Here is a 22,147-nt window from a genome sequence, read left to right as displayed (position 1 = left end):
TGCCTTGATCCCACTCTGGGGGCGCCTCAGCGATCCAGCCACCACACCCGAGTCACGGCCTCGGTGCCGGGGCGTGGCGCCTCGAGATCATGCTCATGCAGCAGATAGATCACCGTCCGGCCCGCCAGCCAGTCAGCAAGTCCCTGCGCGACGCGTTGCGCTGTCGTGGCATCCAGCCCCGAGAAGGGCTCATCCAGCAGCACGAGGCCGGGGTTGGTCAACGCCAGGCGCGCCAGACTGATGCGCCGTGCCTGGCCACCCGATACCTGACGACCGCCCTCACCGACACGCGTTGCCAGCCCCTGCGGCAGACTCGCGACCCAGTCGGCGAGATCCACCGCGTTCAGCACCCGCCATAGCGCGGCATCATCGGCGTCGGCGGCCCCCAGTCGCAGGTTGTCAGCCAGACTGGCATCGAACAGATCGACCTGCTGGGTGAGACAGCCGACGCCATCGGCAATCGCCAGAGGCGCGTAGTGATGCACCTCACGGCCATTGAGCAACACTCGCCCGCTCTGTTCTTCACCTTGCGGTTCTTCATCTATCCTGCTCTGCAGGCTGCGGGAGGCCAGGCTGGTCTGCCCGGTCAGCAGCGCCGCCAGCGTCGACTTGCCAGCGCCGGAGGCGCCACAGATCGCGACCTGCGCGCCGGCCTCGACAGTGAGCGAGACGTTTGAAAATGCAGCGAACAAGGCGCCCGGATAACGGTAGCTGACTTGCTCCAGCGTCACTGTGATCGGCCCCGCTGACAGGCGAGCATCGCCATGCACGACACCCGCGGCGTGCTCGATATCATTGAGGCGCTCTGCGGCACCAAGCGTCGCCCCGGCTTGACTGAAGGCCGCCGGCAGCCCCGCCAGTCCCTCACCCAGCGCCATCGCCGCAAGCGGCAACATCACCATCATCGGTCCGCTGAGCTGGCCATCGCGCAATGCGAGCATGCCCATCGCCAGCAACAGCAACCAGGCGAGTCCGATCACCAGCACGGCCAGCGCATTGCCGACGGCACTGATGACCGCCAGCCGCCATTGGTCCGCCAGCAGACGCGCTTCCACCGCCTCAAGCTGCTTACGCACATGGCCAAGCGCCGCGTAGGCCTCGAGTTCGGCATGCCCGCGCAGCGCCTCCATCAGGCTGGAGCGCAATGTCTCCAGAGTGGTCACACGCCGGCGGCTGGCCGCCAGCCCCCAACGTGCCTGCCCGAGTGTCAGCCACGCCCAGCCAGTCAGCAGCAAGAGCGCCAGCCACGGCGTCGCGCCCGGTAGCCACACCAACGTGATGCCAAGCAGCGCCACGATCAGCAGCAAGGCCATCACCGGAGGCGCCGCCAGACGCAGATAGAGCGCATCGAGGGTGTCGATATCCGCGGTCAGACGATTGAGCCAGTCACTGGAACGCCGGGCTGCCAGCCGCGCGGGGTCCATGCTGACCAGCGAGGCAAAGGCACTGCCGCGCAGGCTGGCCAGCAGTCGCAGGATGGTGTCGTGATTGTAGAGACGCTCCAGATAGCGCGAGACGGTGCGCGAGACGGCAAACAGGCGAATCGCGCTGCCCGGCGTGTAGACATCCAGCACGGCGACGGCACCGGCAGCCAGCGCCGCCCCCGTCAGGGCCGACGCCGTGATGAACCACCCCGAGACCGCCAGCAGCCCGAGTGCCGACAGCGCGGTCATCATCATCAGCACCACGCCCAGCAGCAATCGACGGCGGTAGCGCTCATGCACCTGCCACCAGGGCGCCAGCGCGGCCAGTGCCTCGCGCGTCGAGGGAGTGGAGCCAGGACCGAGAGAGCGAGCGGGTTCGATCATGATTCGCCCTCCCCAGCATCCTGTGTCTCTCCAGTGGTGCCAACGACCCCATCACGGGTCAGGCACAGCTGGCGCGTCGCCATGGCCCTCAAGGCCGGATGGTGAGTGGCGATGACCAACGTGCGGCCTTCTTCGGCCAACGCCTGGAAACCGGCGATCAGGCGCTGTTCGGTGTCGGCGTCCAGACTGGCAGTCGGCTCGTCGAGCAACACCAGCGGCGCATCGCTCAAGAAGGCCCGCGCCAGCGCCAGACGCTGAGCCTGGCCGCCGGACAGCCCACGCCCGCCTTCGCCCAACGGGCTGGCGATGCCCTGCGGCAAGGCGGCCAGCACCTCGGCGAGTCCGGCGCGCGTCAGCGCCTGCGCGATGTCTTCATCACTGGCATCTGGCGCGGTGATGCGCAGGTTGTCGGCCGGACTGCCCTGCATCAGCAGCGGGCGTTGATCCATCCAGGCAAGGCCAGTGGTATCTCGGCGTAGGCATTGGCCTTCATCGGGTGCCACGAATCCCGCCATCAGATGCAACAGCGATGACTTGCCGGCCCCGGACGGGCCGCTGATCACCAGCACCTCGTGGGCCTTCAAGGTGAGATCCAGCGGGCCAAGCACCCTGCCCCGCCCGGGATGCGTCAGCGTGACGGCCTCCAGTTGCAGCATCACATCGCCGGGCAGCGAGACACTGGCCGACGCCGTCGTGGAGGCCTGACGCGCCGACGCGATGGGCGTGTCGAGCAGCTCCAGCAGCGAGTCCGCGGCGGCCAAGGCCGAGGCGCGATCATGATAGTGCTGAGACAGAGTGCGCAGCGGCTGGAAAAATTCCGGTGCCAGCAGCAGGATCAACAGCCCGCTGAACAGGGTCAGCGACTGGGCGGGCCCGAAGGGAATGTCGCCCAGCAGGCCGAAGCCGATATAGATCGCGACCACCGCGATCGACACCGACGAGAAGAACTCCAGTACCGCTGATGAGAGGAAGGCGAGGCGCAGCGTGCGCAGACTGCGGCGGCGATAATCATCGGCGACCAGCGTGACCTCGCGCGTGGCCTGTTCGCCCAGGCCGAACAGGCGCAGCGTGGTGATCCCGCGGACCCGATCGACGAAGTGGCGCGACAGGCGCGCGACCGCGACGAACTGCTCGCGATTGAGCGACTCGGCCCCCATGCCGACCAGCGCCATGAACAGCGGAATCAGCGGCGCGGTCAGCGCGAGCAGAATCGCCGCCAGCCAGTCCTGACTGACCACGATGACCAGAATCACCAGCGGGCTGATCAGCACCAGGCGCAGCTGGACGTAGAAACGCGCGAAGTAGCCTTCCAGCGCCTCGACCTGCTCGACCCAGCGCTGGGCCACATCGGCGCCATGAAACTGCGCCGCGCGCACCGGGCCCAGTGCCTGCAGGTGATCCAGCACATCACGACGCACCTGCTGTCGCAGTCGCTGACTGGCCTTCTGGGCGCAGAGCTCCTGCGCGGCACTCAGCAAGGCGCGCACCGCCAGCAGCGCCACCAGGCCGCCAAACGGCCACCACAGGCGGGTCAACGCCTCGGGCTGCTCGATCACCTGGGTGACCAGCCAGGCCAGCAGCACCAGTTGCGCAACCGTTGCCAGCCCCGCCAAGGCGCCGCACAGCGCCGCCATAGCCAACAGGCGACGCTCGCGCGTCGCCTGTTGGGTGAGCCACTTGCCAGCAGCCTTGCGTCTGGCCTTGTCGCGCTCCTTGCCAGTGACACTGGCGTCGCTGACGCTGGCTCGCGCCGTGTCATTGCCAGCAGCGCTGGTCGGGGCCTCCTGCGCTGCCCCCTGCGCTGCCCCTTGCGTGAGATCAGTGATAGCCACCGTCCTGCACCTTGCCGCGGAAGACCCAGTAGCTCCAGGCGGTATAGCCCAGCACGATGGGAATCACGAACAGTACGCCGATCAGCAGGAACAGCTGCGCGCCCGGGTCTGACGCCGCATCCCAGATGGTGATGTCCGGTGGCACCAGATACGGCCACTTACTGAAGATCAGCCCCAGATAGGTAAACAGGAACAGCCCCAGGGTCGCGACGAACGGCTGGCCCTCCAGCCGCTTGCTGACGGCACGCCAGATGAGGGCCGCGCAGCATAGCGCCAGCACCGGGAAGACCCAGAACATGCCGATATGATTGAACCAGCGCTCGCGCACGTATTCATCGACGAACGGCGTGTAGAGGCTGATGACCCCGAAGCCGACCAGCACGGCAATCAGCAACTTGGGCGTGATGCGATAGGCCCATGCCTGGACCTCGCCCTCACTCTTCAGAATGGTCCAGGTGGCCCCCAGCAGAGCGTAGCCCGCCACCAGCGCGAGCCCGGTGATCACCGTGAAGGGGGTCAGCCAGTCAAAGGCGCCGCCGACATAGATATGGCCTTCGGTGGCAAAGCCCTGGATATAGGCCCCGACCACCACACCCTGACAAAAGGTCGCCACGTAGGAACCGCCACTGAAGGCGACGTTCCACCAATGCCGATTGCGCGTGGACTTGAAGCGAAACTCGAAGGCGATCCCGCGGAATATCAGCCCGGCCAGCATCAGGAAGACCCCCAGATACAGCGCCGGCAGCAGAATGGAGTAAACCGCCGGAAACGCCGCCAGCAAGCCGGCCCCGCCCAGCACCAGCCAGGTTTCATTGCCGTCCCAGACGGGCGCGACCGAATTCATCATCACGTCACGGGCGTGTTCATCCGGGGCGAAGGGATAGAGGATGCCGACCCCGAGATCGAAGCCGTCCATCAGGATGTACATCATGATGCCGAAGCCGATGATCAGCGCCCAGATCATGGTCAGATTGATCAGTTCCATGTGCTCAACTCCTTACCGTACGGCTGGCATCATCATCGAGACTCTCGTGCGCGGCGGACAGCGGGCGCATCGCGGTTTCGACATCGTCATGCGGCAACTCAGGCTGCATGCCGCCACGGATGACGCGCGTCAGGTAGTAGCTGCCGGTCACGAAGACCACCAGATAGACCAGGAAGTAGCCGATCAGCGTAGCCAGCACCATCCAGCCGGTCAGTGACGGCGTGACAGCCTCCTGCTGGGTCATCATCTCGTAGACCAGCCACGGTGAGCGTCCGGCCTCGGTGACGAACCACCCGGCCAGCACGGCGAAGAATGGCGCGATCGACATCAGACGCAGCGTCTGCAGGAAGGGCCGCGAGCGGTAGAGCTTGCCATCGCGACGCAGGAACAGGCCGATGAACGCCACCGCGATCATCACCAGCCCCACCGCCACCATCACGCGGAACGACCAGAACACGAACCACACCGGCGGCTGCATGTCGGGCTCGACCTCCTTGAGGCCCGGCACCACACCATCGGGGTCATGGGTCAGGATCAGGCTGGCCAGCTTCGGGATCGCAATCTCGAAGTGGTTCATCTGGGCTTCCTTGTCCGGCCAGGCGAACAGCAGCAAGGGCGCGCCCGACTGGGTTTCCCAGTTGCCTTCCATCGCCGCGACCTTGGTCGGCTGATGCTCCAGCGTGTTGATGCCGTGCATGTCACCCACCACCGCCTGCGCCGGCGCCAGCACCAGCAGCAGCCACATGCACATGGACAGCGCGCGCTTGTTGGCCTCGGCATCACGCCCGATCAGCAGATACCAGGCACTCACCCCGGCCACCACGAAGCCGCCGGTCAAGAACGAGGCGATCGCCATATGCGTGAAGCGATACGGGAAGGAGGCATTGAAGATGGCCGCGCTCCAGTCATTCACGAAGAAGTGACCATCGATGAAGTCGACGCCCGCCGGTGTCTGCATCCAGCTGTTGGAGGACAGAATCCAGAAGGAGGAGATGAAGGTGCCCAATGACACCATCAGTGCCGCGAACAGGTGGACGCCTTCCGGCACCTTGCCACGCCCGAACAGCAGCACGCCGAGGAAGCCGGCTTCGAGGAAGAAGGCGGTCACCACCTCATAGCTGAGCATCGGGCCGATGAAGTTGGAGGTGGCATAACTGAAGTTGCTCCAGTTGGTGCCGAACTGGAAGGCCATCACGATACCGGAGACCACGCCCATCGCGAAGACCACGGCGAATACCTTCACCCAGAACGCCGCAAGGCGCTCCCAGGCGGCATTGCCTGTCTTGTAGAAAAGGCCATGCAACAAGGCCACATAGGATGCCAGACCGATGGTAAACACCGGAAAGACGGCATGAAAGGACACGACAAATCCGAACTGTATGCGTGACAGGATCACGGGATCCAGTTCCATGGGCGACTCCTCAGGACTCCAGGGGTTGCACTCTGTTCATCCCGTTGTGGGACGCACAGTCGCAGCGATATCACGGTCAGGCCCGTGACGATAAGGCATACCACCAAACTCCATCGATCATGGCAGTCATCTTTCTACCAGCTGACCCAAAGAGCATAGAAAACACCAGGCTATCGTGCACGATGACGCTTTGCCGCAGGCCCAGCCATCCGATCAATCGCCGTGTTGGTGATCGATCAGGCCCGCCATATTGCATGACAGCATCCACATATTTTCCACTCGGCATGCTCAGGCTTGCCATCTATATTTCGCCGCACATCCGCCTTTATTGACGTACATCAAGATAACCACACGTCGAGCCTCGAATACGACCAATGCCAGGGGCCGTCGGACGCGGTTTATCTTGAATTCTGCCGTGCTGCGCACCCTGAGCCGGCCAGGTATGTGCGCCCTGATGGCGGCATAAAGACAAGGCGCGCCCCCTTTCGAGAACGCGCCTTGTTGTCTCCATCTCTTCCCTCTTCCGTTTTATCTATTTCTTCTCTCTTCTCTCTTCTCTCTATCCTTTTTCTTGTTGCCCTGCCCCTTCGCGTCAGAAACTCACCTCACGACACAGCAGTCGCGCCCCTGATGCTTGGCGTCATAGAGCGCCGTATCCGCCGCACGCACCAGGTCGGTCAGATTGGTGTGCTGCTCGGCTTTGTAGCTCACCGCCCCGACGCTGACGGTCAGTACTTTCGCCACCGCGCTGTCAGAGTAGATCAGTTTGAGCGCACGCACCTTGCGACGGATGCGTTCGGCGCAGGCCCGCAATTGCCGCTCGGTCACTGACTCCAGCAGGATCAGGAATTCCTCGCCGCCATAGCGCACCACCATGCCCGGCTGCGGGCCGATGGCAGCCTGAAGCGCCTCGGCAACCTGCTGCAGGCAGTGATCCCCTTCCACATGTCCATGATGGTCGTTGTAGGTCTTGAAGTGATCGACATCCACCATCAGGATCGCCAGCCCGTCCTCACGGGTCAGCTCCGCCCAGCGCTGGGCCAGATCCCGCTCCAGATGGCGCCGGTTGTAGACGCCCGTCAGTGCATCGCAGTTGGCCTCTCGGGTAAGACGTTGCCCGGCAGCGCGCTTCTCCTCCAGCAACAGCCGCTCACGCTGGCGCAGCAACCACACCTGACGCTGATTATGCTCGAGCTGATGGTTGGCCAATAGCGAGAGTCCCGTGGTGCTGACGAAGATCACCATCGCCAGCAGCTCCAGCCCCTCCTGACCGGCAGGTTCCAACGCGATCACCCCAGCCATGATGAGCGTGCAGGTCAGCGACGCCGTCAGTGCCTGGGGGAAGCGCAGTCGAAAGAGAATGTTGCCGACCATCGGAAAGAAGCCGAACAACAGCGTATCGACATGCGAAAGCTCGGTGCGCGACAGCTGCAACAGGATGGCGCTGACCAGCATGGTGTTGATCACCAGCGCAGTCATCAGCCATTCCTTGAGCCGCATGGAAGACGCGCGCTGCACCAGCGGCAGCACCAGCATGGCCACCACGCAGACACCGCCCAGCCGCAGCATGGCGGCCAGTGCCAGGTCCTCACTGCGATGAATGGTGTCACTGACCAGGAAGGTGGCATACATCACGAAGGCGAAGATGCCGGAATACAGCAAGCCACGCGTGCGCGAGACGCGCGTCTCTTCCTCATACCGGGTCTCGAGGGCGTCGGGGAACATGAGCCGCCAGCGTGACGCGCCGCGACCGTCGATCAGCCCCTCGACGACACCGCGCTCGGCGGCCACCGCCGCCGGCATCGTCGCCTCGCGGCCGCCGGGGAGTCGCTTTTGACTTCTCATGACAGGCCCGCTCCGCCCATCGGCGGCCTGTGATCTGGCAGCTCAGCCTTCTGTTCATAGTGCTGTGCATTCTGCCGCTCACCCTGCTGCGCAGCCTGCCGCTCATCGTCAAGGCCATCGTGAAGGCCATCACGCATGCCATCACGCAGGTCATCACTGGCCTGGGCGCGCGCCTTGCCGTGGCCGTTGCCACGTTGCACGCAGGTACGGTTGCGGCCATGGCGCTTGGCACGATAGAGCCCCTTGTCGGCCTGATCGACCCAGCGGCTGAGCAGCGTCTCGACCGCCATGTCACGCGTCTTCTCATCTTCCATCCCCTCGCCCTCGAGCAGGCGCGACAAGGGGATGACGTAAAGCCCCACACTCAGGGTGACGACGCCGAGTTCCGACTCGCGGTGAGGCAGCTTGAGCGACTTGATGGCATAGCGCATTGCCTCGGCCAGGCTGCGCGCATGCTCGAGATCCTGCACGGCCACCAGGGCGGTAAATTCCTCGCCGCCAAAGCGGACGACGCTGGCCAACGCAGCCTCTTCCCCCTCGAGAGCACCGGCGATGCCAGCACCTTTTTCCCTGTCCAGTGTTTCCTGCAAGGCCTGGGCGATCTGATACAGGCAGTTGTCGCCCGCGACATGCCCGTAGTGATCATTGAAGGCCTTGAAGTGATCGACATCCATCATCATCAGCGCCAGACACGGCAATGGTGGCACCGGATGGGACGCTGACACGCCGTTCTTTGCCTGCTGAGCATCGCCATGGTGCTGCTTGAGCACCTCGATCAGATGACGACGATTGTAGAGCTGGGTCAGCGGGTCGAGACAGGCCATTTCCTGCAGCTCGGCATTGCGTGACTCCACATCCTGCAGGCGCAGTTGATCGATGGAGGTCATCAGATAGGCATGACGGGCCGAGAACTCGATGCGGAAGCTGGCAATCAGCGAAAACAGGCAGAACGCCATGAAGACGAAGGCGATCGCGAAGTCCATATGGGCATAGGGCATCGTTACGCCTAGCGCCACGCTGATCACGATGGCCATCCCCCCTGCCGACAGCACCAGAGCCGCGACGAAACGCAGCTGCATCAGGACGATACCGACCAGTGGCACCACGCCCAGCGCATAGAGTTCGAGGAAGCAGCGCAGGTGGTTCTCGCGCACCGCCAGCCACGCCGCCAGGCCGATCACGCCCCACAGGGTCGCGACCAGCAGCGCCTCGCGCCCGGCGGGGCGACAGACCTCACTCTTGAGTACCAGCACGAGGATCGCGAGCGCGATGCAGACATACAGGCGCAGCATCACGGCGAGATTCTCTGTCACCGGCATCGCGACCGGCGCATAGGCGGTGTCATAGAGCACGAACATCAGCTGAAAGATGATCAGGCTCCAGCAGCCCATTACGGCACGGCTCATGCGCCGACGATGCTCGAACTGTTCAAAGTCCCTCTCGAGTTCAGGGGCAAAGCTCAGCCTCGCAGGAGTCGTGGCACTCAGGTGTTGCTCCAATATTGCCATTCGTGAAGGCATGTCTGATTTCCCTTCGATCGCCCTGCTTTCTTTATCACATGCGCAGATGTTGAAAGCCACGCTGACGGAAATGCTCAAGCGCCGCATGTCCGTGTTGATACCTCGCTCATGAACGAAAATCCAACGAAAAGCCGGGCCTCGATGAGGCCCGGCGTTCTTGATGCAGCTGACTGCTCTAGCTGGCTCAACCGACGATGGCGTTGAGCAGCAACAGGGTGATGATGGAAATGGCCCAGGCCAGCGTCGTCGGCAGGGTCAGCACCAGCATCTGATGCTTGGTGCTCTTGACGCCGAGCATACGATTGACGACCCAGAAATAGCTGTCATTGAAGTAGCTGAAGAACATCGCGCCGATACAGGCGGCCTGCGCGGCCAGCACCATGTTGACGTCCGGCATGCCCATCAGGATAGGTGCGGAAATCGAGGCCGCAGTAATCATCGACACCGTGCCACTCCCCTGGATGAAGCGCACCAGGGTGGCGATGATGAACGGAATCAACAGCGGCTGAAGCCCCAGTGCCGCCACCTGCATGGCGATGTAATCGCCACCGCCACTGGCACGCAGTACCGAGCCCAGCGCACCACCGGCACCGGTGACCAGCAGGATGATACCCGCCGTCTCGACACCCTTCTCCAGATGATCGAACACTTCCTGCTTGGGGGTCTTCGGCATCAGACCATAGATGGCGACCAGCACCCCGATGCCCACGGCGATCACTGGGTTGCCGACGAAGGCGATGGTGCTAGTAAACGCGTTGCTGGTATCGCCCATCACGGCACTGACCAGCGTATTGAGGAAGATCAGCGCGATGGGCAGGCCGATCGGCATGCAGGACATCAGCAGAGACGGCAGCTCCGATTCAGGCATCATGCTGTCGGTGTCATGCTTGACGCTACCTTCGAAACCACCCGGCTGGGCTTCCAGCATCGCCTCGATACGCGGCCCCATCAGACGGGCATAGATCACCAGTGCAATCAGCGCCGGTGCGGTAATCACCAGGCCCCAGCCGATCATCAGGCCGATGTCGACACCGAAGATACCGGCCACGCCCAGCGGGCCCGGGGTCGGTGGCACGCTCGAGTGGGTGATGATCAAGCCGGCCGCCAGCGCGATGCCCAGACCGATCACCGAACGTCCGCTGTTGCGCGCCAGTGAACGCACCAGCGGGTTGAGGATGACGTAGGCCGAATCACAGAAGATCGGGATGGAGACGATGTAGCCCGTCAGCGCCATCGCGGCCTCTTCCTTGTTCTTGCCCAGCAGATTGAGGATGGCGTAGGCCATGCGCTGCCCGGCACCGGTCACCTCCAGGATACGCCCCATCATCACGCCGAAGCCGATCACGAGACCGATGGTGGAAAGCGTCTTGCCGAAACCGGTGGTGATGGCACTGATGACCTCATTGGGCGGCATGCCGCCGATCAACCCCGCCAGCGAGGCGGCGATGATCAAGGCCAGCAAGGCATGCACGCGGGTTTTCAATACCAGATAGATCATGACGAAGATGGCGATGCCCAGGCCGATGATGACCTGTGGCCCCGCGACGGCGGCGTCTGTCATGGGGTGCTACTCCTGTAGTTTGTTATTGTGTGGCGCAAGGTATGCGGTGTCGGCGCTGCCGGCTGGCATGACGCCGATCGTTGTTATTGACGTACTGATGTGACGAGCAGGTCTGGCAAAGGTGTCTGGCGAGCTCGTTCTGGATGAGATGCCCAGACGCTGGCTAGGCGATAGCACTCTCGTCGCGATACGCATTGAGAATCTCGTGCAGGTCGGCATCGCCGACGAAGCCCAGCGAACGCGCCTTGCGGGTGTCAAAGCGCGCCGGCCAGCTGCCGACGATGGCGGTGATACGCGGGTCAGGCTCATGCCTGACGAGTGCCAGCGCCTGCTCACCGGCGATATCCTTGAGTGCCGCGAGCATTGACGCGACGCTGACGGTGATGCCCGGCAGCATGAAGCAGCGAGAGAGGCCGAAGTCCGCGCTCGCCACCTCCGCGCCCTTGAGCAGGGCCGCGACCACCCGACGGGGCGACATCACGAACATCTCGAGCTCGCTCGGTACCGGGCAGATGGCGGCTTCGCCATTGAGCGGTTCGCGCAGGATGGAGGAGGCGAAGCTCGAGGCTGCCGCATTGGGACGCCCCGGGCGCACGATGATGGTGGGCAGGCGCAGCACGCAGCCATCCACCAGCCCGCGACGGCTGTAGTCATTGATCAGCAGTTCCGACATCGCCTTCTGGGTGCCGTAGGAGTTCTGCGGCACCAGCGCGGTCATGTCGCTCAGCGTCTCGGGAAGATCGCCTCCGTAGGCGGCGACCGAACTGGCCATCACCAGTCGGGTGCCGCGCAATCCACGCGCCGCGCAGCCTTCCAGCAGCAGGCGAGTCGCGTCGAAGTTGACGCGCATGCCGAGCGCCAGGTCCGCCTCGGCTGCCGAGCTGACCACGGCTGCCAGGTGATAGATCACCTGCGGCTCGCCCGCCAGGCAGCGATCAAGCACCTCGGCATCGGCGATATCGCCCGCCACGATCTCGATATCCAGCGAGGTGGCCGGTTCGACTGCCAGACATGACGCCGCCTCGGGACGTGGCGCCTCGATCTGATCCAGCAGGGTCAAGCGTGACAATGGCTGCCCCTTCAGGCTGCCCTTGTCGATCAAGGCCTCGGTCAGGCGCTGACCGAGAAATCCGGCGGCGCCGGTAATCATGACGTGCATCGTGTGGACTCCTTGCTCGCCGCCTGGCATGACGGCTCATGGCGTGTTGTCGTTATTGGCGTTTCTGCTGTCTTGAGTCGTGATCAGGCGGTGCCGGACTAGCCGTCTTTGAGCCCGAAGGCGCGACCCCAGCCGAGGCCTGCGCGCGTCTCACCCCGTGGACGGTATTCACAGCCGATCCAGCCGTCGTACCCCAGACTTTCCAGCCGGTCGAACAGCGCCGGATAATGCACTTCCCCGACATCCGGCTCGTGACGGTCCGGCACGCCGGCGATCTGCACATGGCCCATATGCGCAAACTGCGCTTCCAGGTTGCGGATCAGATCGCCCTCGACGATCTGGCAGTGATAGAGATCGAACTGCACCTTGAGGTTGGCGGCGCCGACCTGGGCGAGAATCTCGCGTGCCTGCGCCTGGCCGCTCAGATAGAAGCCGGGCATGTCGCGCGGGTTGATCGGTTCGATCAGCAGTGTCTTGCCGACCTTCTCAAGCTCGGCGGCGGCGTAACGCAAGTTGCTGATATAGGTCTCGGTGCAGCGCGCGCGCATGGCGTCATCCGCGCCCTGCGGTACCAGGCCCGCCATGGCATGCATGCGCGGACAATCGAGCGCCTGGGCATAGCGGATCGCCTCGGCCACCGAGGCCCGAAACTCCTCCTCGCGGCCCGGCAGGCAGGTCAGGCCACGCTCACCGGCCTCCCAGTCGCCCGGCGGCAGATTGAACAGCACCTGCGACAGCTGGTGCTCATCGAGCCTTGCGCGCAATTCTTCCGGGGAATAGGCATAGGGGAAGAGATATTCGACCCCGCGAAAACCACTTTCGGCCGCAGCCGCGAAGCGATCGAGAAAGTCATGCTCGGTGAACAGCATGCTGAGATTGGCGGCCAATCGGTTCATGTCAGATCCTTGGATTTCACAGACGAAGACGTCATCACTCAGGGGCGCCCGAACCTGGCTTCGAGTTCCGCCACCTGTTCCGGGGTCATCCCACGTGGGTTCTTGCCCTGCAGCAGCAGGAACAGCTTGGCGGTTTCCTCAAGCTCTTCCGTGGCATAGACCGCCGCTTCCAGGGTCTTGCCGGCCACCACCGGGCCATGATTGGCCAGCAGCACGGCGCAGTGCTTGCCGGCCAGGCCACGCACGGCATCGCCCAGCGCGGGGTCGCCCGGCATGTAATAAGGCACCAGCGGCAGCTTGCCGACCCGCATCACGTAATAGGCCGTCAGCGGAGGAATGCACTCGCAGGGATTCACGTCCGGCAGGCAGGACACCGCCACCGAGTGGGTCGAATGCAGGTGGACGATGGCACCCGACTGCGGGCGCTCGTCATACATGGCGCGATGCAGGAAGTGCTCCTTGGTCGGCGCGTCGCCATCGATCAATACGCCCTGGGCATCGAGGCGCGAGATGCGCGCCGGGTCCAGGCGCCCCAGGCAGGCATTGGTCGGCGTCATCAACCAGCCGCCATCGTCCAGCCGCTGGCTGATGTTGCCGCTGGAGCCCATGGTCAGGCCGCGGTCGAACAGTGACTTGCCGTAGGTGGCGATCTGCTCACGCAACACGTTGATATCGTGCTGTGACTGACTCATGCGTTCTCCTCGCGAGGATTCATGGCATCCAGCACGTCGAATGCCCGGGTAAAGAAGTCTTCGCCCCCGAAGTTGCCGGACTTGAGTGTCAGCGAGAGCATCGCCTCCGGCTGCGAGGGGCCGGCGGCCGGGTGCGGTGCCTGTGTCCAGGGCACGCCGGGGTCGATCTGACCGCCGATACGCAGCTCACGGATGTCGAGCGCCGAGACCACCGCGCCGGAGGTCTCTCCCCCCGCCACCAGCAGGCGCCCGACGCCTTCCGCGACCAGGGTGCTGGCCAGACTGGCCAGGGCGCACTCGATGAGCTCACCGGCCTGCTTGACGCCCAGTGACGCCTGCGCCGCCTTGACGCTTTCCGGCTCGGCCGAGGCGTAGATCAGAAATGGCTTGGGGTCCGTCACCGCCAGTTGCTCACGGGCGAAGCCCAGCGCCGCCTCGAAGTGGGCATCGCTCGCGTTGAGCTTGACGGGGTCCAGTGCGAAGGCAGCATGCTGCTGCGTGAAGTGCGCCACCTGCTTGAGCGTCATGCGAGAACAACTGCCGGACAGCACCATCGCGGCGCCCTGCGCCGGGGCCAGCACCGCCGCATCATCGATCGGCTCAAGCCAGGCCTTGCGGCGGTACTGGGCAGGCAAGGCCTGCGCGAGGCCAGAGCCACCGGTGACCAGCGCGTGATCCACCAGCGACTCGGCCAGTACCTCAAGATCCTGCTCATCGAGGCTGTCACAGACCACATGACGCACGTCTTGATGGGCAAGCTCGTCCAGACGCTGACGGGCCGCCTGCGCGCCGCGGCGTAGAGTGGCGTGATCAAGCAGCCCCACGCCATGCGGGGTCTGGCGTGACAGCACGCGCACGATGTCGGCATCGGTCATCGGGTTGAGAGGGTGATGCTGCATGCCGCTGTCATTGAGCAGGCGGTCGCCGACGAACAGATGGCCCTGATAGACACTGCGCCCGTTGATGGGGAAGGCCGGCACGAAGGCCGTCTGCGTGGCAGACAAGGCCTCCAGCAAGGCATCGGCGACCGGCCCGATGTTGCCCTCGGGCGTGGAATCGAACGTCGAGCAGTACTTGAAGAACAGCTGACGCGCGCCCTGGGCTTTCAGCCATTCAAGCGCCGCGAGGGATTCACTGATCGCCTGATCCACCGGGCAGCTGCGCGACTTGAGCGCGACCACCACGGCGTCGACCTCAGTCAGATCCAGCCCGTTCGCCGCCCCTTCCTGCAGCGCATCCTGGGGTACCCCGATCACCTGCACGGTGCGCATGCCGGCACGTACCAGGTTGTTGGCAAGATCCGTCGCGCCGGTGAAGTCATCGGCGATTCCGCCCAGTACGATCGGCATCACTGCGCTCCTTCATCATTCGCGGCCGGCAGGCTGAAGCTGCCGAGACGCTGATAGACCTTGATGACGGCCGAGTCATCCTCGCGCCCGAAACCTGCGCCACTGGCGGCGGTGAACTGCTGCAGGGCACTGCCGGCCACCGGCATGGCAAGCTTCAGCTCGCGCCCGGTGCTGTGCACGATGTTGAGGTCCTTGACGAAGATGTCGACGGCCGACAGCGGCGTGTAATCGCCCTTGAGGATGTGCGGCACGCGATTCTCGAACATCCAGGAATTGCCCGCGGAATGGGTGATGACGTCATACAGGGTGTCGGGGTCGATCCCCATGCTCATACCCAGCGCCATGGCTTCTGCCGCCGCCGCGATGTGCACGCCGGCGAGATGCTGGTTGACCAGCTTGACGCTCGAGCCCGGGCCGGCGCAGTCGCCCAGCCGATAGACATTGGCTGCCATCGCCGCCAGCACGCGTTCCGCCTTGACGTAAGCCGCTTCACTGCCGGAGGACATAACGGACAGCTCACCACTGCGTGCCTTGACGGCGCCGCCGCTGATCGGGGCGTCGAGCAGCTCCAGCTGCATGCCGTTCAGGCGGGTTTCCAGTTCACGCGCGAAGCTCGGCGCCACGGTGGCGCACTGGATCACCAGGCTACCCGGCGCGAGTCGCTCGGCCAGCCCGCCCTCACCCTGCGCCCCGAACAGCACCTGCTCGACCTGATCGGCATTCACCACGACCAGCACCACCACCTGACACTCGGCCGCCAGTTCCAGCGGCGAGGCAACGGCGCGGCCACCCGCCGCTTCGAAGGCCTGACAGGCGGCGGGCGAGATATCACAGCCGATCACGTCCAGGCCTGCTTCCAGCATGGCGCGCGCACTGCCCATTCCCATCGCGCCGAGGCCGACAAGGCCGATCACTGGTGAAGTCGTTGCTGCTGTCATCTCGCATCTCCCGCGGAAGCTGTTTCAAGTGATGATCAAGGCGACCTCATGCGGCACACCGATCAGCACTTCGCTGAATGTTAGCGCTACCATGTTAGCGCTAACATCATTAATAGATTAGGCTCCAAGCCACGACAAGCGGCAAATGAGAAAACGCGACATATGTCTAATCCACCATCATCTCCCCGCCGCAGCCGCAAGGGTGCCATGCAGCCGACCCTGAATGACGTGGCCCGGGAAGCCGGGGTCTCCTCGATCACCGTCTCGCGCTACTTCAATAGCCCCGACAGCGTGCGCGAAGCGACCCGCATCAAGGTCGAAGCGGCCGTCGAGAAGGTCGGCTACGTGCGCAACATGATTGCCGGCAGCCTGGCCTCGGCCTCCAGTCGCGTGATTCCAGTGATCGTGCCCTCGTTGTCCAACGTGGTGTTCATCGATGTGATCAAGGGCCTGCAGGACGAATTCGAGGCACACGGCTATCAGCTGCTGCTGGGCAAGACGGATTACGATCTGGCTCGGGAAACCCAGCTGATCCGTACCTTTCTGGGCTGGTCGGCCGCGGGCCTGGTGGTGACGGGGCTGCGCCATGACGATGCGACGCGCCAGATACTGGAGAACTGGAATCAGCCGATCGTTGAGATCATGGAGCTGGGGGAAGGCCTGGATCTGAACGTGGGGATGGATCATGTCGCCGCCGGACGCGCCATGACCGAGCACCTGCTGGCACGCGGGTATCGCACGATCCACTTCGCCGGTGCCGAGCTCGATCGCGACTATCGCGCGGCGATGCGCTATGCCGGGCATCGTGAGGCGCTGGCGGCGGCCGGCATCGAAGAGGCTCCCCTGCTCGACCTGCCCGTGCGGCAACAGATGACCAGCGGTGCTCAGGCGCTTGAGCGTATCAAAGCGACCTTCCCTGACTGCGACGCCATCCACTTCGCCAACGATGACATGGCCTGTGGCGCCATTCTCGCTGCCGCCAGGCTTGGCGTACGCATCCCGGACGACATCGCCATCGCCGGCTTCAATGGCCTGCCGATCGGGGAGCATGTCACGCCGCGCCTCACCACCATCGTCTCACCGCGGGAGCAGATCGGCCGCATGGCAGCGCGCAAGCTGCTGGCGCGCATCAATGGCGAACCCGTCGGAGAACTGAGCCACGACCTGGGATTCACGCTGCGGGTCGGTGGCAGCACCTGAGGCCGCGAAGCCTCCCTTTGACGCACCGATTGGCTCACGATCGAGGCTTCTCACCGACGCATTCGCGTCCGTCATGGCGGGTTGGCACCCGGCCTGAGCAAAGTTGACGTAAAACGCAAAGTATCCGGCGTCTTCTGATCATCTCGCTGCCCTCAACTTCACGACACTGTGTTCAACAAAGGCGCAGAGGCGATGCGACCGGGACGTGCAGGTTGACGTCTGGTGACATGGCCGCTGCGACTTACCGCAGACAAGTGTTCTGACACGTGAGGCCCGACGATGAATCGCAAGACTATCCTGACATGCGCCATCACTGGCGCGGGTGATACCGCCAGCAAGAACCCGAATGTCCCGGTGACCCCGAAGCAGATCGCCGATGACTGCATCGCGGCCGCCAAGGCCGGTGCCAGCGTGGCCCACATTCACGTGCGTGATCCGGAGACCGGCGGCATCAGCCACTCCACCGAGCACTTCCGTGAAGTCATGGACCGTGTGCGTTCCGCCGACACCGACATCGTCATGAACATCACCGCCGGTGGCGGCGGCGACTGGATTCCGGACGTCAATGACCCGACTCGTGGCGGCCCGGGCACCGACATCCAGACCCCGGCCGAGCGTCATGCGCCGATACAGGCACTGCTGCCGGAACTGTGCACCCTGGACTGCGGCAGCCTGAACTTCGGCGACATGGTCTACATCAACACCGCCGACTGGCTGCGCGAGCACGCTCGTCTGGTGCAGGCCGCTGGCGTCAAGCCGGAGCTCGAGTGCTTCGATCTGGGCCACGTGTGGTTCGCCCGCCAGCTGCAGCAGGAAGGCCTGCTCGACGACGACCTGCTCTTCCAACTGTGCCTGGGCATCCCGTGGGGCGCAGAAGCTGACACCGAAACCATGCTGACCATGAAGAACAAGCTGCCGACCAACTCCAACTGGGCAGCCTTCGGTATCGGCCGCATGCAGATGCCGATGGTCGCACAGGCCGTGCTGCTGGGCGGTCACGCTCGCGTCGGTCTCGAAGACAACCTCTACCTGTCCAAGGGCGTGATGGCGACCAATGCCCAACTGGTCGAGAAGTCCTCCGGCATCATCGAGAACCTGGGTTCCAGCGTGATGACCCCGGCCGAGACGCGTGAATTCCTCAAGCTGCGTGATCCGTCCACCGGCAAGACCGCTGGCGACGTGGCAGCACTCGAAACCGCTGGAGGTGTCGCATGAGCCAGTTGTCTGTCGTAGGAACCGGTGTCATCGGCAATGGCTGGATCTCACGCGCACTGGCCAATGGCTGGGATGTGGTCGCCTTTGACCCGGCGCCGGACGCCGAAGCCCGCACTCGCGCCTTCGTCGCGAATGCCTGGCATGCGCTGGAAAAGGATGGCTTGGCAGAAGGTGCCTCCGTCGATCGTCTGCGCTTCGCCGCGACCCTCGAGGAAGCCGTGGTCGGCGCCGATCTGATCCAGGAAAACGTGCCGGAGCGTCTGCCGCTCAAGCAGGAAATCCTCAGCGCCATCGATGCCGCGGCCGAAGAGCACGTCGTGATCGGCTCTTCCACCTCCGGCTTCAAGCCGACCGATCTGCAACAGGACTGCAAGAAGGCACCGGGCCGCGTCATCGTCGCTCACCCCTTCAACCCGGTCTATATGCTGCCGCTGGTCGAGCTGGTCGGTGGCGAGCACACCTCACCGGCACTGCTGGAAGGCGCCCGCGATGACTACCAGCAGCTGGCGATGCGTCCGCTGATCGTGCGTCGCGAGATCGAAGGTCACATCGCTGACCGCCTGATGGAAGCGCTGTGGCGTGAAGCCCTGCACCTGGTCAACGACGGCGTCGCCACCACCGAAGAGATCGACGCTGCCGTCGTCTATGGCTGTGGTCTGCGCTGGTCGCTGATGGGCACCTTCCTGACCTTCCACCTGGCAGGCGGCGAGCCGGGCATGCGTCACATGCTCGAGCAGTTCGGCCCGGCACTGAAACTGCCGTGGACCAAACTCGAAGCGCCGGAGCTGACCGACGAGCTGATCGACAAGGTCGTGGAAGGCTGCGAATACCAGGCTGCGGGCCGCCCGGTCGCCGAGCTGGACCGTCGTCGCGATGACTTCCTGGTCGAGCTCTTGAGCCTGACGCGCAAGTACTGGCCGGAAGCCGAAGGCCTCGAGGGACGTATCTGATGGACCTGCTCGAGATCACGGTACCGCATGAGTGGGTCGACTATAACGGCCACATGAATGATGCCGAGTACGCGCGTGCCTTCTCGATGGCGGTCGAAGCCTTGATGGAGCACGTGGGGCTGGATGCCGAGGGTCGTCGCGAACACGACCTGACCATCTACACCCTGGAGACGCATCTGTGCTATCTGGCGGAAGCGCATGAAGGTCAGACGCTCAAGGTCAAGGTGCTGCTGCTGGACCATGACGCCAAGCGCCAGCATGTGCTGTTCACCCTGACGGATGCCGACGGCGGTGAGATCGCCACCAGCGAGCAGATGTTGATGGCGATGAGCATCAGTGGCGGTCGCCCGACGCCCTGCCCGGAATCGGTGGCGGAGCGCATTGCCGCCCTGCCCCAGCCGGCAGGCGACGATGACTGGCCCAAGGCGGCCGGTCGTCGTATCGCCATCCGCCGCAAGACGGCCTGAGACGTGTGACAACCGATGTCCGCTTCGGATAACAAGTCGCTGATTTAGCGTCGAAACCCACACCCTGCCAGTCTTCTGGCGGGGTGTTATTGTCTTGGGACACCCGCCGAGAGCCGATTCATGACCATGACGCCTTCCCCCATCACCTGTCGCGCCTTCATCGATGACTTCGCGCGCGGCATGGATGAAATGGTAGAGATGCCCCTGGCAGACGCCCGCAAGCGCTATGAACAACTGTGCCAGCAACTTGGTGCGCCGCTCGCCGAGGGCGTCACGACCCACGAGAATCACGTCGAGATCGCCGGCCGCGCGACGCCGCTGCGCCTGCGCCACTTCATCCCGGAGGTGGCACGCAAGGCGGACGGCAACCTGCCGGCACCGGTGGTGTTTCTGCACGGCGGGGCCTGGCAGATAGGCTCGCCGGAGAGCCATCAGGGCATCGCCTCCAGCCTGGCCGCCCAGCTGGGGCGTGAAGTGGTCAGTGTCGATTATCGCCTGCTGCCGGAAGCCAACTATCGGGACGCACTGGCGGATTGCCTGGCGACCATCGAGCACCTCTCCGCCACTGTCGAACCGGTGGCCATCGTCGGTGACAGCGCCGGCGCTCGGCTGGCGATGGATGTGGCGCGCCGACTCGATACCGAGATGCCCAACATCGGCCTGCAGGGCACGCGCATGCAAAGTCTCGGCACCCACGGCGCGGAAATGGAGACGGCCCACCATCAGGAGCATCCGGCCCCCGAGCAGCCCACAAGCTATGTGCTGGGGCTGATCTACCCGCCGATGGACCCGGTCTTCGTGCTGGCCAAGGAGAACGAGTTCGCGCTGGGCTCGGATGCGCCGCTGCTCGGCCGCGATGAAGTGGTCAGCATGTGGTTGACCGTCGCCGAGGGCGACCGCTCCGCCAGCTACTCACCCTCGCCGGCCCACTCCCAGCAGCCGCCAGCACGCCAGATCGAAGTGCTGGCCGCCGAACATGACCCGCTGACCCAACCGCTGGAAGCAGCGGTGGATGTCTGGCGCTGGCGCGGTGCCGATGTCGGCTATCGCAGTGCAAGCGGCATGGTGCATGCGGCGCTGCACGCACATCATGCGCTCCCCGAGATGCAGCACGCCTGGCAGGCCTTCTGTGAAGCCCTCGATCGGCGCCTGTGCGCCCTGGACTAGCGCAAGCCCCTCACATACACAAACGCCCAGCCACGAAAATCGTGACTGGGCGTTTGCGCTGCTGGTGACAGACATAGCTGGTGACAGACATAGCTGGTGACCGACATAGTTGACGGCAGATATAGCTGATGAATGAAAGGCCTGGTGATGACCGCTCGAGCGTCAAGCCGTCGCCTAAGTCTTCAGACTCGCCGATGACATGAAACGCAGCTCGATGGCGACCGGGCACTGATTGATTCGCTGATGCCACTCCTGCTCCAGCCGCTCTCGCGTCATATCCTGAGACGAATCCTCCGTCAGCACGACCACGACGATCAGCCTGAAATTGGCCTCCAGGGTGCGGTCCGCCAGCAGCGCCTCGTAGAGCAGACTTTGCAGCACCGTCTGCGCTCTGGCGTAGTGCTTGAGCACCTTCACTTCAATGAACGTGAAGGGGGCACTTTCTCCCTCGAGCAGCGCATCGAAACAGGCATCGGTCTCCCCGACACGCACATGACGCGTCATCGCGCCGCTCGCACTACCGCCCGCAGTGGAGGATTCCTGCATCTGACGCAGCACGGCATCCTTCAGCTGGGTCATCTGCTGGCGATGATGATCCAGATGCTCGGCACGCGATAACGGCGCCTTCTCATCGGCGCCGTCCTGAGGGCTCAACAGCTGCGCGACATCGGCATCGTCGACGGCCTGCCCGCTATCCTCAGCGGCGGCTGACACCTGAGCCTCGGCGTCTGCTCCGCCCTGCTGCCAATCACTCTCCCCCAGCGACGCCTGCACCTCGCGAGTCAGACGCTGCTCCTGCTCGGCTGGCGACAGCGTGCGCATGAAGGAGCGGTCCTTGTCGTAATCCCCCGGCGCATACAACTTGCCGTGATGATGGGTCACGAGTCGATAGAACACCACCAGCACCAGCAGCGGAAACACCACAATGAAACCGATCAACGGCCAACGTTCCGCCACCGTCAGCGTCTCGGCCGCCGAATTCAGCAGCAGACTCGCGCAGCCATAGATCAACGAGATGAACAACGCGATGATCCCCAGCGGGTTCCGCGCCAACTGCCTGGCATATTTCATGAACTGCATACGCACTCCATTCCTTGGGGCTTACTGAGGGCACCCTCATGCAATGGGGGCATTAGCTAGCAATGCAAGAGA

Annotated in this window: 18 protein-coding genes; 5 read left to right on the top strand and 13 right to left on the bottom strand. The window is 64.0% G+C overall.

The genetic code is table 11. From position 1 onward, the window contains the following. Positions 1-26: 26 nt before the first annotated feature. The 12 genes from cydC to ltnD form a co-directional block, all read right to left on the bottom strand. On the bottom strand, positions 27-1,808 hold the full coding sequence (gene cydC, locus ACJJV2_RS06845) for a thiol reductant ABC exporter subunit CydC (protein WP_405279308.1): 1,782 nt from the start codon (positions 1,806-1,808) through the stop codon (positions 27-29). Continuing rightward, a complete protein-coding gene (gene cydD / locus ACJJV2_RS06840) occupies positions 1,805-3,640 on the bottom strand; it encodes a thiol reductant ABC exporter subunit CydD (RefSeq protein WP_405279305.1) in 1,836 nt (611 codons plus the stop codon). Before cydD ends, cydC begins: the two co-directional genes overlap by 4 nt. Continuing rightward, positions 3,627-4,625: a cytochrome d ubiquinol oxidase subunit II gene (gene cydB, locus ACJJV2_RS06835; protein ID WP_405279302.1), complete on the bottom strand. Its 999-nt coding sequence runs from the start codon at positions 4,623-4,625 to the stop codon at positions 3,627-3,629. The genes cydD and cydB overlap by 14 nt, the downstream gene beginning before the upstream one ends. 4 nt (positions 4,626-4,629) lie before the next feature. Further along, positions 4,630-6,036 carry a cytochrome ubiquinol oxidase subunit I gene (locus tag ACJJV2_RS06830; RefSeq protein ID WP_405279299.1) on the bottom strand — a complete coding sequence of 469 codons (1,407 nt, stop codon included), beginning with the start codon at positions 6,034-6,036 and terminating at the stop codon, positions 4,630-4,632. A 600-nt stretch (positions 6,037-6,636) separates the two neighbouring features. Continuing rightward, positions 6,637-7,881, bottom strand: coding sequence for a diguanylate cyclase domain-containing protein (locus tag ACJJV2_RS06825; protein WP_405279296.1), 1,245 nt, complete (start codon positions 7,879-7,881; stop codon positions 6,637-6,639). Continuing rightward, entirely contained in the window at positions 7,878-9,287 is a 1,410-nt protein-coding gene (locus tag ACJJV2_RS06820; protein WP_405279293.1) for a GGDEF domain-containing protein, read from the bottom strand. Before ACJJV2_RS06820 ends, ACJJV2_RS06825 begins: the two co-directional genes overlap by 4 nt. A 298-nt stretch (positions 9,288-9,585) precedes the next feature. Continuing rightward, positions 9,586-10,962, bottom strand: a complete 1,377-nt coding sequence (locus ACJJV2_RS06815; RefSeq protein WP_215822963.1) for a GntP family permease — start codon at positions 10,960-10,962, stop codon at positions 9,586-9,588. Between the two features lie 163 nt (positions 10,963-11,125). Further along, the gene (gene denD, locus ACJJV2_RS06810; protein ID WP_405279289.1) at positions 11,126-12,121 is read right to left on the bottom strand and encodes a D-erythronate dehydrogenase; all 996 of its coding nucleotides are present in this window, start codon (positions 12,119-12,121) and stop codon (positions 11,126-11,128) included. Positions 12,122-12,219: 98 nt separating this feature from the next. Then, positions 12,220-13,017, bottom strand: a complete 798-nt coding sequence (otnI, locus tag ACJJV2_RS06805) for a 2-oxo-tetronate isomerase (protein ID WP_405279286.1) — start codon at positions 13,015-13,017, stop codon at positions 12,220-12,222. A 38-nt stretch (positions 13,018-13,055) separates the two neighbouring features. After that, positions 13,056-13,709 (bottom strand): 3-oxo-tetronate 4-phosphate decarboxylase, encoded by a 654-nt coding sequence (gene otnC, locus ACJJV2_RS06800; protein ID WP_107334577.1) that lies wholly within the window; start codon positions 13,707-13,709, stop codon positions 13,056-13,058. After that, positions 13,706-15,058, bottom strand: a complete 1,353-nt coding sequence (gene otnK, locus ACJJV2_RS06795) for a 3-oxo-tetronate kinase (protein WP_405279283.1) — start codon at positions 15,056-15,058, stop codon at positions 13,706-13,708. Before otnK ends, otnC begins: the two co-directional genes overlap by 4 nt. Then, a complete protein-coding gene (ltnD, locus tag ACJJV2_RS06790) occupies positions 15,058-15,996 on the bottom strand; it encodes an L-threonate dehydrogenase (RefSeq protein WP_192839235.1) in 939 nt (312 codons plus the stop codon). The genes otnK and ltnD overlap by 1 nt, the downstream gene beginning before the upstream one ends. 162 nt (positions 15,997-16,158) lie before the next feature. Here ltnD and ACJJV2_RS06785 point away from each other — a divergent pair, with 162 nt between their 5' ends. The 5 genes from ACJJV2_RS06785 (at position 16,159) to ACJJV2_RS06765 (ending at position 20,995) form a co-directional block, all read left to right on the top strand. Next, entirely contained in the window at positions 16,159-17,196 is a 1,038-nt protein-coding gene (locus ACJJV2_RS06785; protein ID WP_279833170.1) for a LacI family DNA-binding transcriptional regulator, read from the top strand. Between the two features lie 279 nt (positions 17,197-17,475). Continuing rightward, the gene (locus ACJJV2_RS06780) at positions 17,476-18,411 is read left to right on the top strand and encodes a 3-keto-5-aminohexanoate cleavage protein (RefSeq protein WP_405279278.1); all 936 of its coding nucleotides are present in this window, start codon (positions 17,476-17,478) and stop codon (positions 18,409-18,411) included. Beyond that, complete coding sequence (locus tag ACJJV2_RS06775) at positions 18,408-19,361, top strand: L-carnitine dehydrogenase (protein ID WP_405279275.1); 954 nt, start codon at positions 18,408-18,410, stop codon at positions 19,359-19,361. Before ACJJV2_RS06780 ends, ACJJV2_RS06775 begins: the two co-directional genes overlap by 4 nt. After that, a complete protein-coding gene (locus tag ACJJV2_RS06770) occupies positions 19,361-19,828 on the top strand; it encodes a thioesterase family protein (RefSeq protein ID WP_192839241.1) in 468 nt (155 codons plus the stop codon). Before ACJJV2_RS06775 ends, ACJJV2_RS06770 begins: the two co-directional genes overlap by 1 nt. A 120-nt stretch (positions 19,829-19,948) precedes the next feature. Further along, a complete protein-coding gene (locus ACJJV2_RS06765; RefSeq protein WP_405279271.1) occupies positions 19,949-20,995 on the top strand; it encodes an alpha/beta hydrolase in 1,047 nt (348 codons plus the stop codon). A gap of 174 nt (positions 20,996-21,169) precedes the next feature. Here the strand turns inward: ACJJV2_RS06765 and ACJJV2_RS06760 are convergent, their stop codons facing one another. Then, complete coding sequence (locus ACJJV2_RS06760; RefSeq protein WP_405279268.1) at positions 21,170-22,075, bottom strand: hypothetical protein; 906 nt, start codon at positions 22,073-22,075, stop codon at positions 21,170-21,172. Positions 22,076-22,147: the final 72 nt, after the last annotated feature.

It is taken from the genome of Cobetia sp. Ld8 (assembly GCF_045066615.1).
Taxonomy (GTDB): domain Bacteria; phylum Pseudomonadota; class Gammaproteobacteria; order Pseudomonadales; family Halomonadaceae; genus Cobetia; species Cobetia amphilecti.
The sequence above is the reverse complement of the archived record's forward strand: the minus strand, read 5'-3'. Positions and strand labels throughout refer to the sequence as shown.

Coding starts and splice junctions, on each gene's coding strand:
- cydC (WP_405279308.1), bottom strand. CDS start 1,808: ATGATCGAACCCGCTCGCTCTCTCGGTCCTGGCTCCACTCCCTCGACG.
- cydB (WP_405279302.1), bottom strand. CDS start 4,625: ATGGAACTGATCAATCTGACCATGATCTGGGCGCTGATCATCGGCTTC.
- ACJJV2_RS06830 (WP_405279299.1), bottom strand. CDS start 6,036: ATGGAACTGGATCCCGTGATCCTGTCACGCATACAGTTCGGATTTGTC.
- ACJJV2_RS06825 (WP_405279296.1), bottom strand. CDS start 7,881: ATGAGAAGTCAAAAGCGACTCCCCGGCGGCCGCGAGGCGACGATGCCG.
- ACJJV2_RS06820 (WP_405279293.1), bottom strand. CDS start 9,287: ATGAGCCGTGCCGTAATGGGCTGCTGGAGCCTGATCATCTTTCAGCTG.
- ACJJV2_RS06815 (WP_215822963.1), bottom strand. CDS start 10,962: ATGACAGACGCCGCCGTCGCGGGGCCACAGGTCATCATCGGCCTGGGC.
- denD (WP_405279289.1), bottom strand. CDS start 12,121: ATGCACGTCATGATTACCGGCGCCGCCGGATTTCTCGGTCAGCGCCTG.
- otnI (WP_405279286.1), bottom strand. CDS start 13,017: ATGAACCGATTGGCCGCCAATCTCAGCATGCTGTTCACCGAGCATGAC.
- otnC (WP_107334577.1), bottom strand. CDS start 13,709: ATGAGTCAGTCACAGCACGATATCAACGTGTTGCGTGAGCAGATCGCC.
- otnK (WP_405279283.1), bottom strand. CDS start 15,058: ATGCCGATCGTACTGGGCGGAATCGCCGATGACTTCACCGGCGCGACG.
- ltnD (WP_192839235.1), bottom strand. CDS start 15,996: ATGACAGCAGCAACGACTTCACCAGTGATCGGCCTTGTCGGCCTCGGC.
- ACJJV2_RS06785 (WP_279833170.1), top strand. CDS start 16,159: ATGTCTAATCCACCATCATCTCCCCGCCGCAGCCGCAAGGGTGCCATG.
- ACJJV2_RS06780 (WP_405279278.1), top strand. CDS start 17,476: ATGAATCGCAAGACTATCCTGACATGCGCCATCACTGGCGCGGGTGAT.
- ACJJV2_RS06775 (WP_405279275.1), top strand. CDS start 18,408: ATGAGCCAGTTGTCTGTCGTAGGAACCGGTGTCATCGGCAATGGCTGG.
- ACJJV2_RS06770 (WP_192839241.1), top strand. CDS start 19,361: ATGGACCTGCTCGAGATCACGGTACCGCATGAGTGGGTCGACTATAAC.
- ACJJV2_RS06765 (WP_405279271.1), top strand. CDS start 19,949: ATGACCATGACGCCTTCCCCCATCACCTGTCGCGCCTTCATCGATGAC.
- ACJJV2_RS06760 (WP_405279268.1), bottom strand. CDS start 22,075: ATGCAGTTCATGAAATATGCCAGGCAGTTGGCGCGGAACCCGCTGGGG.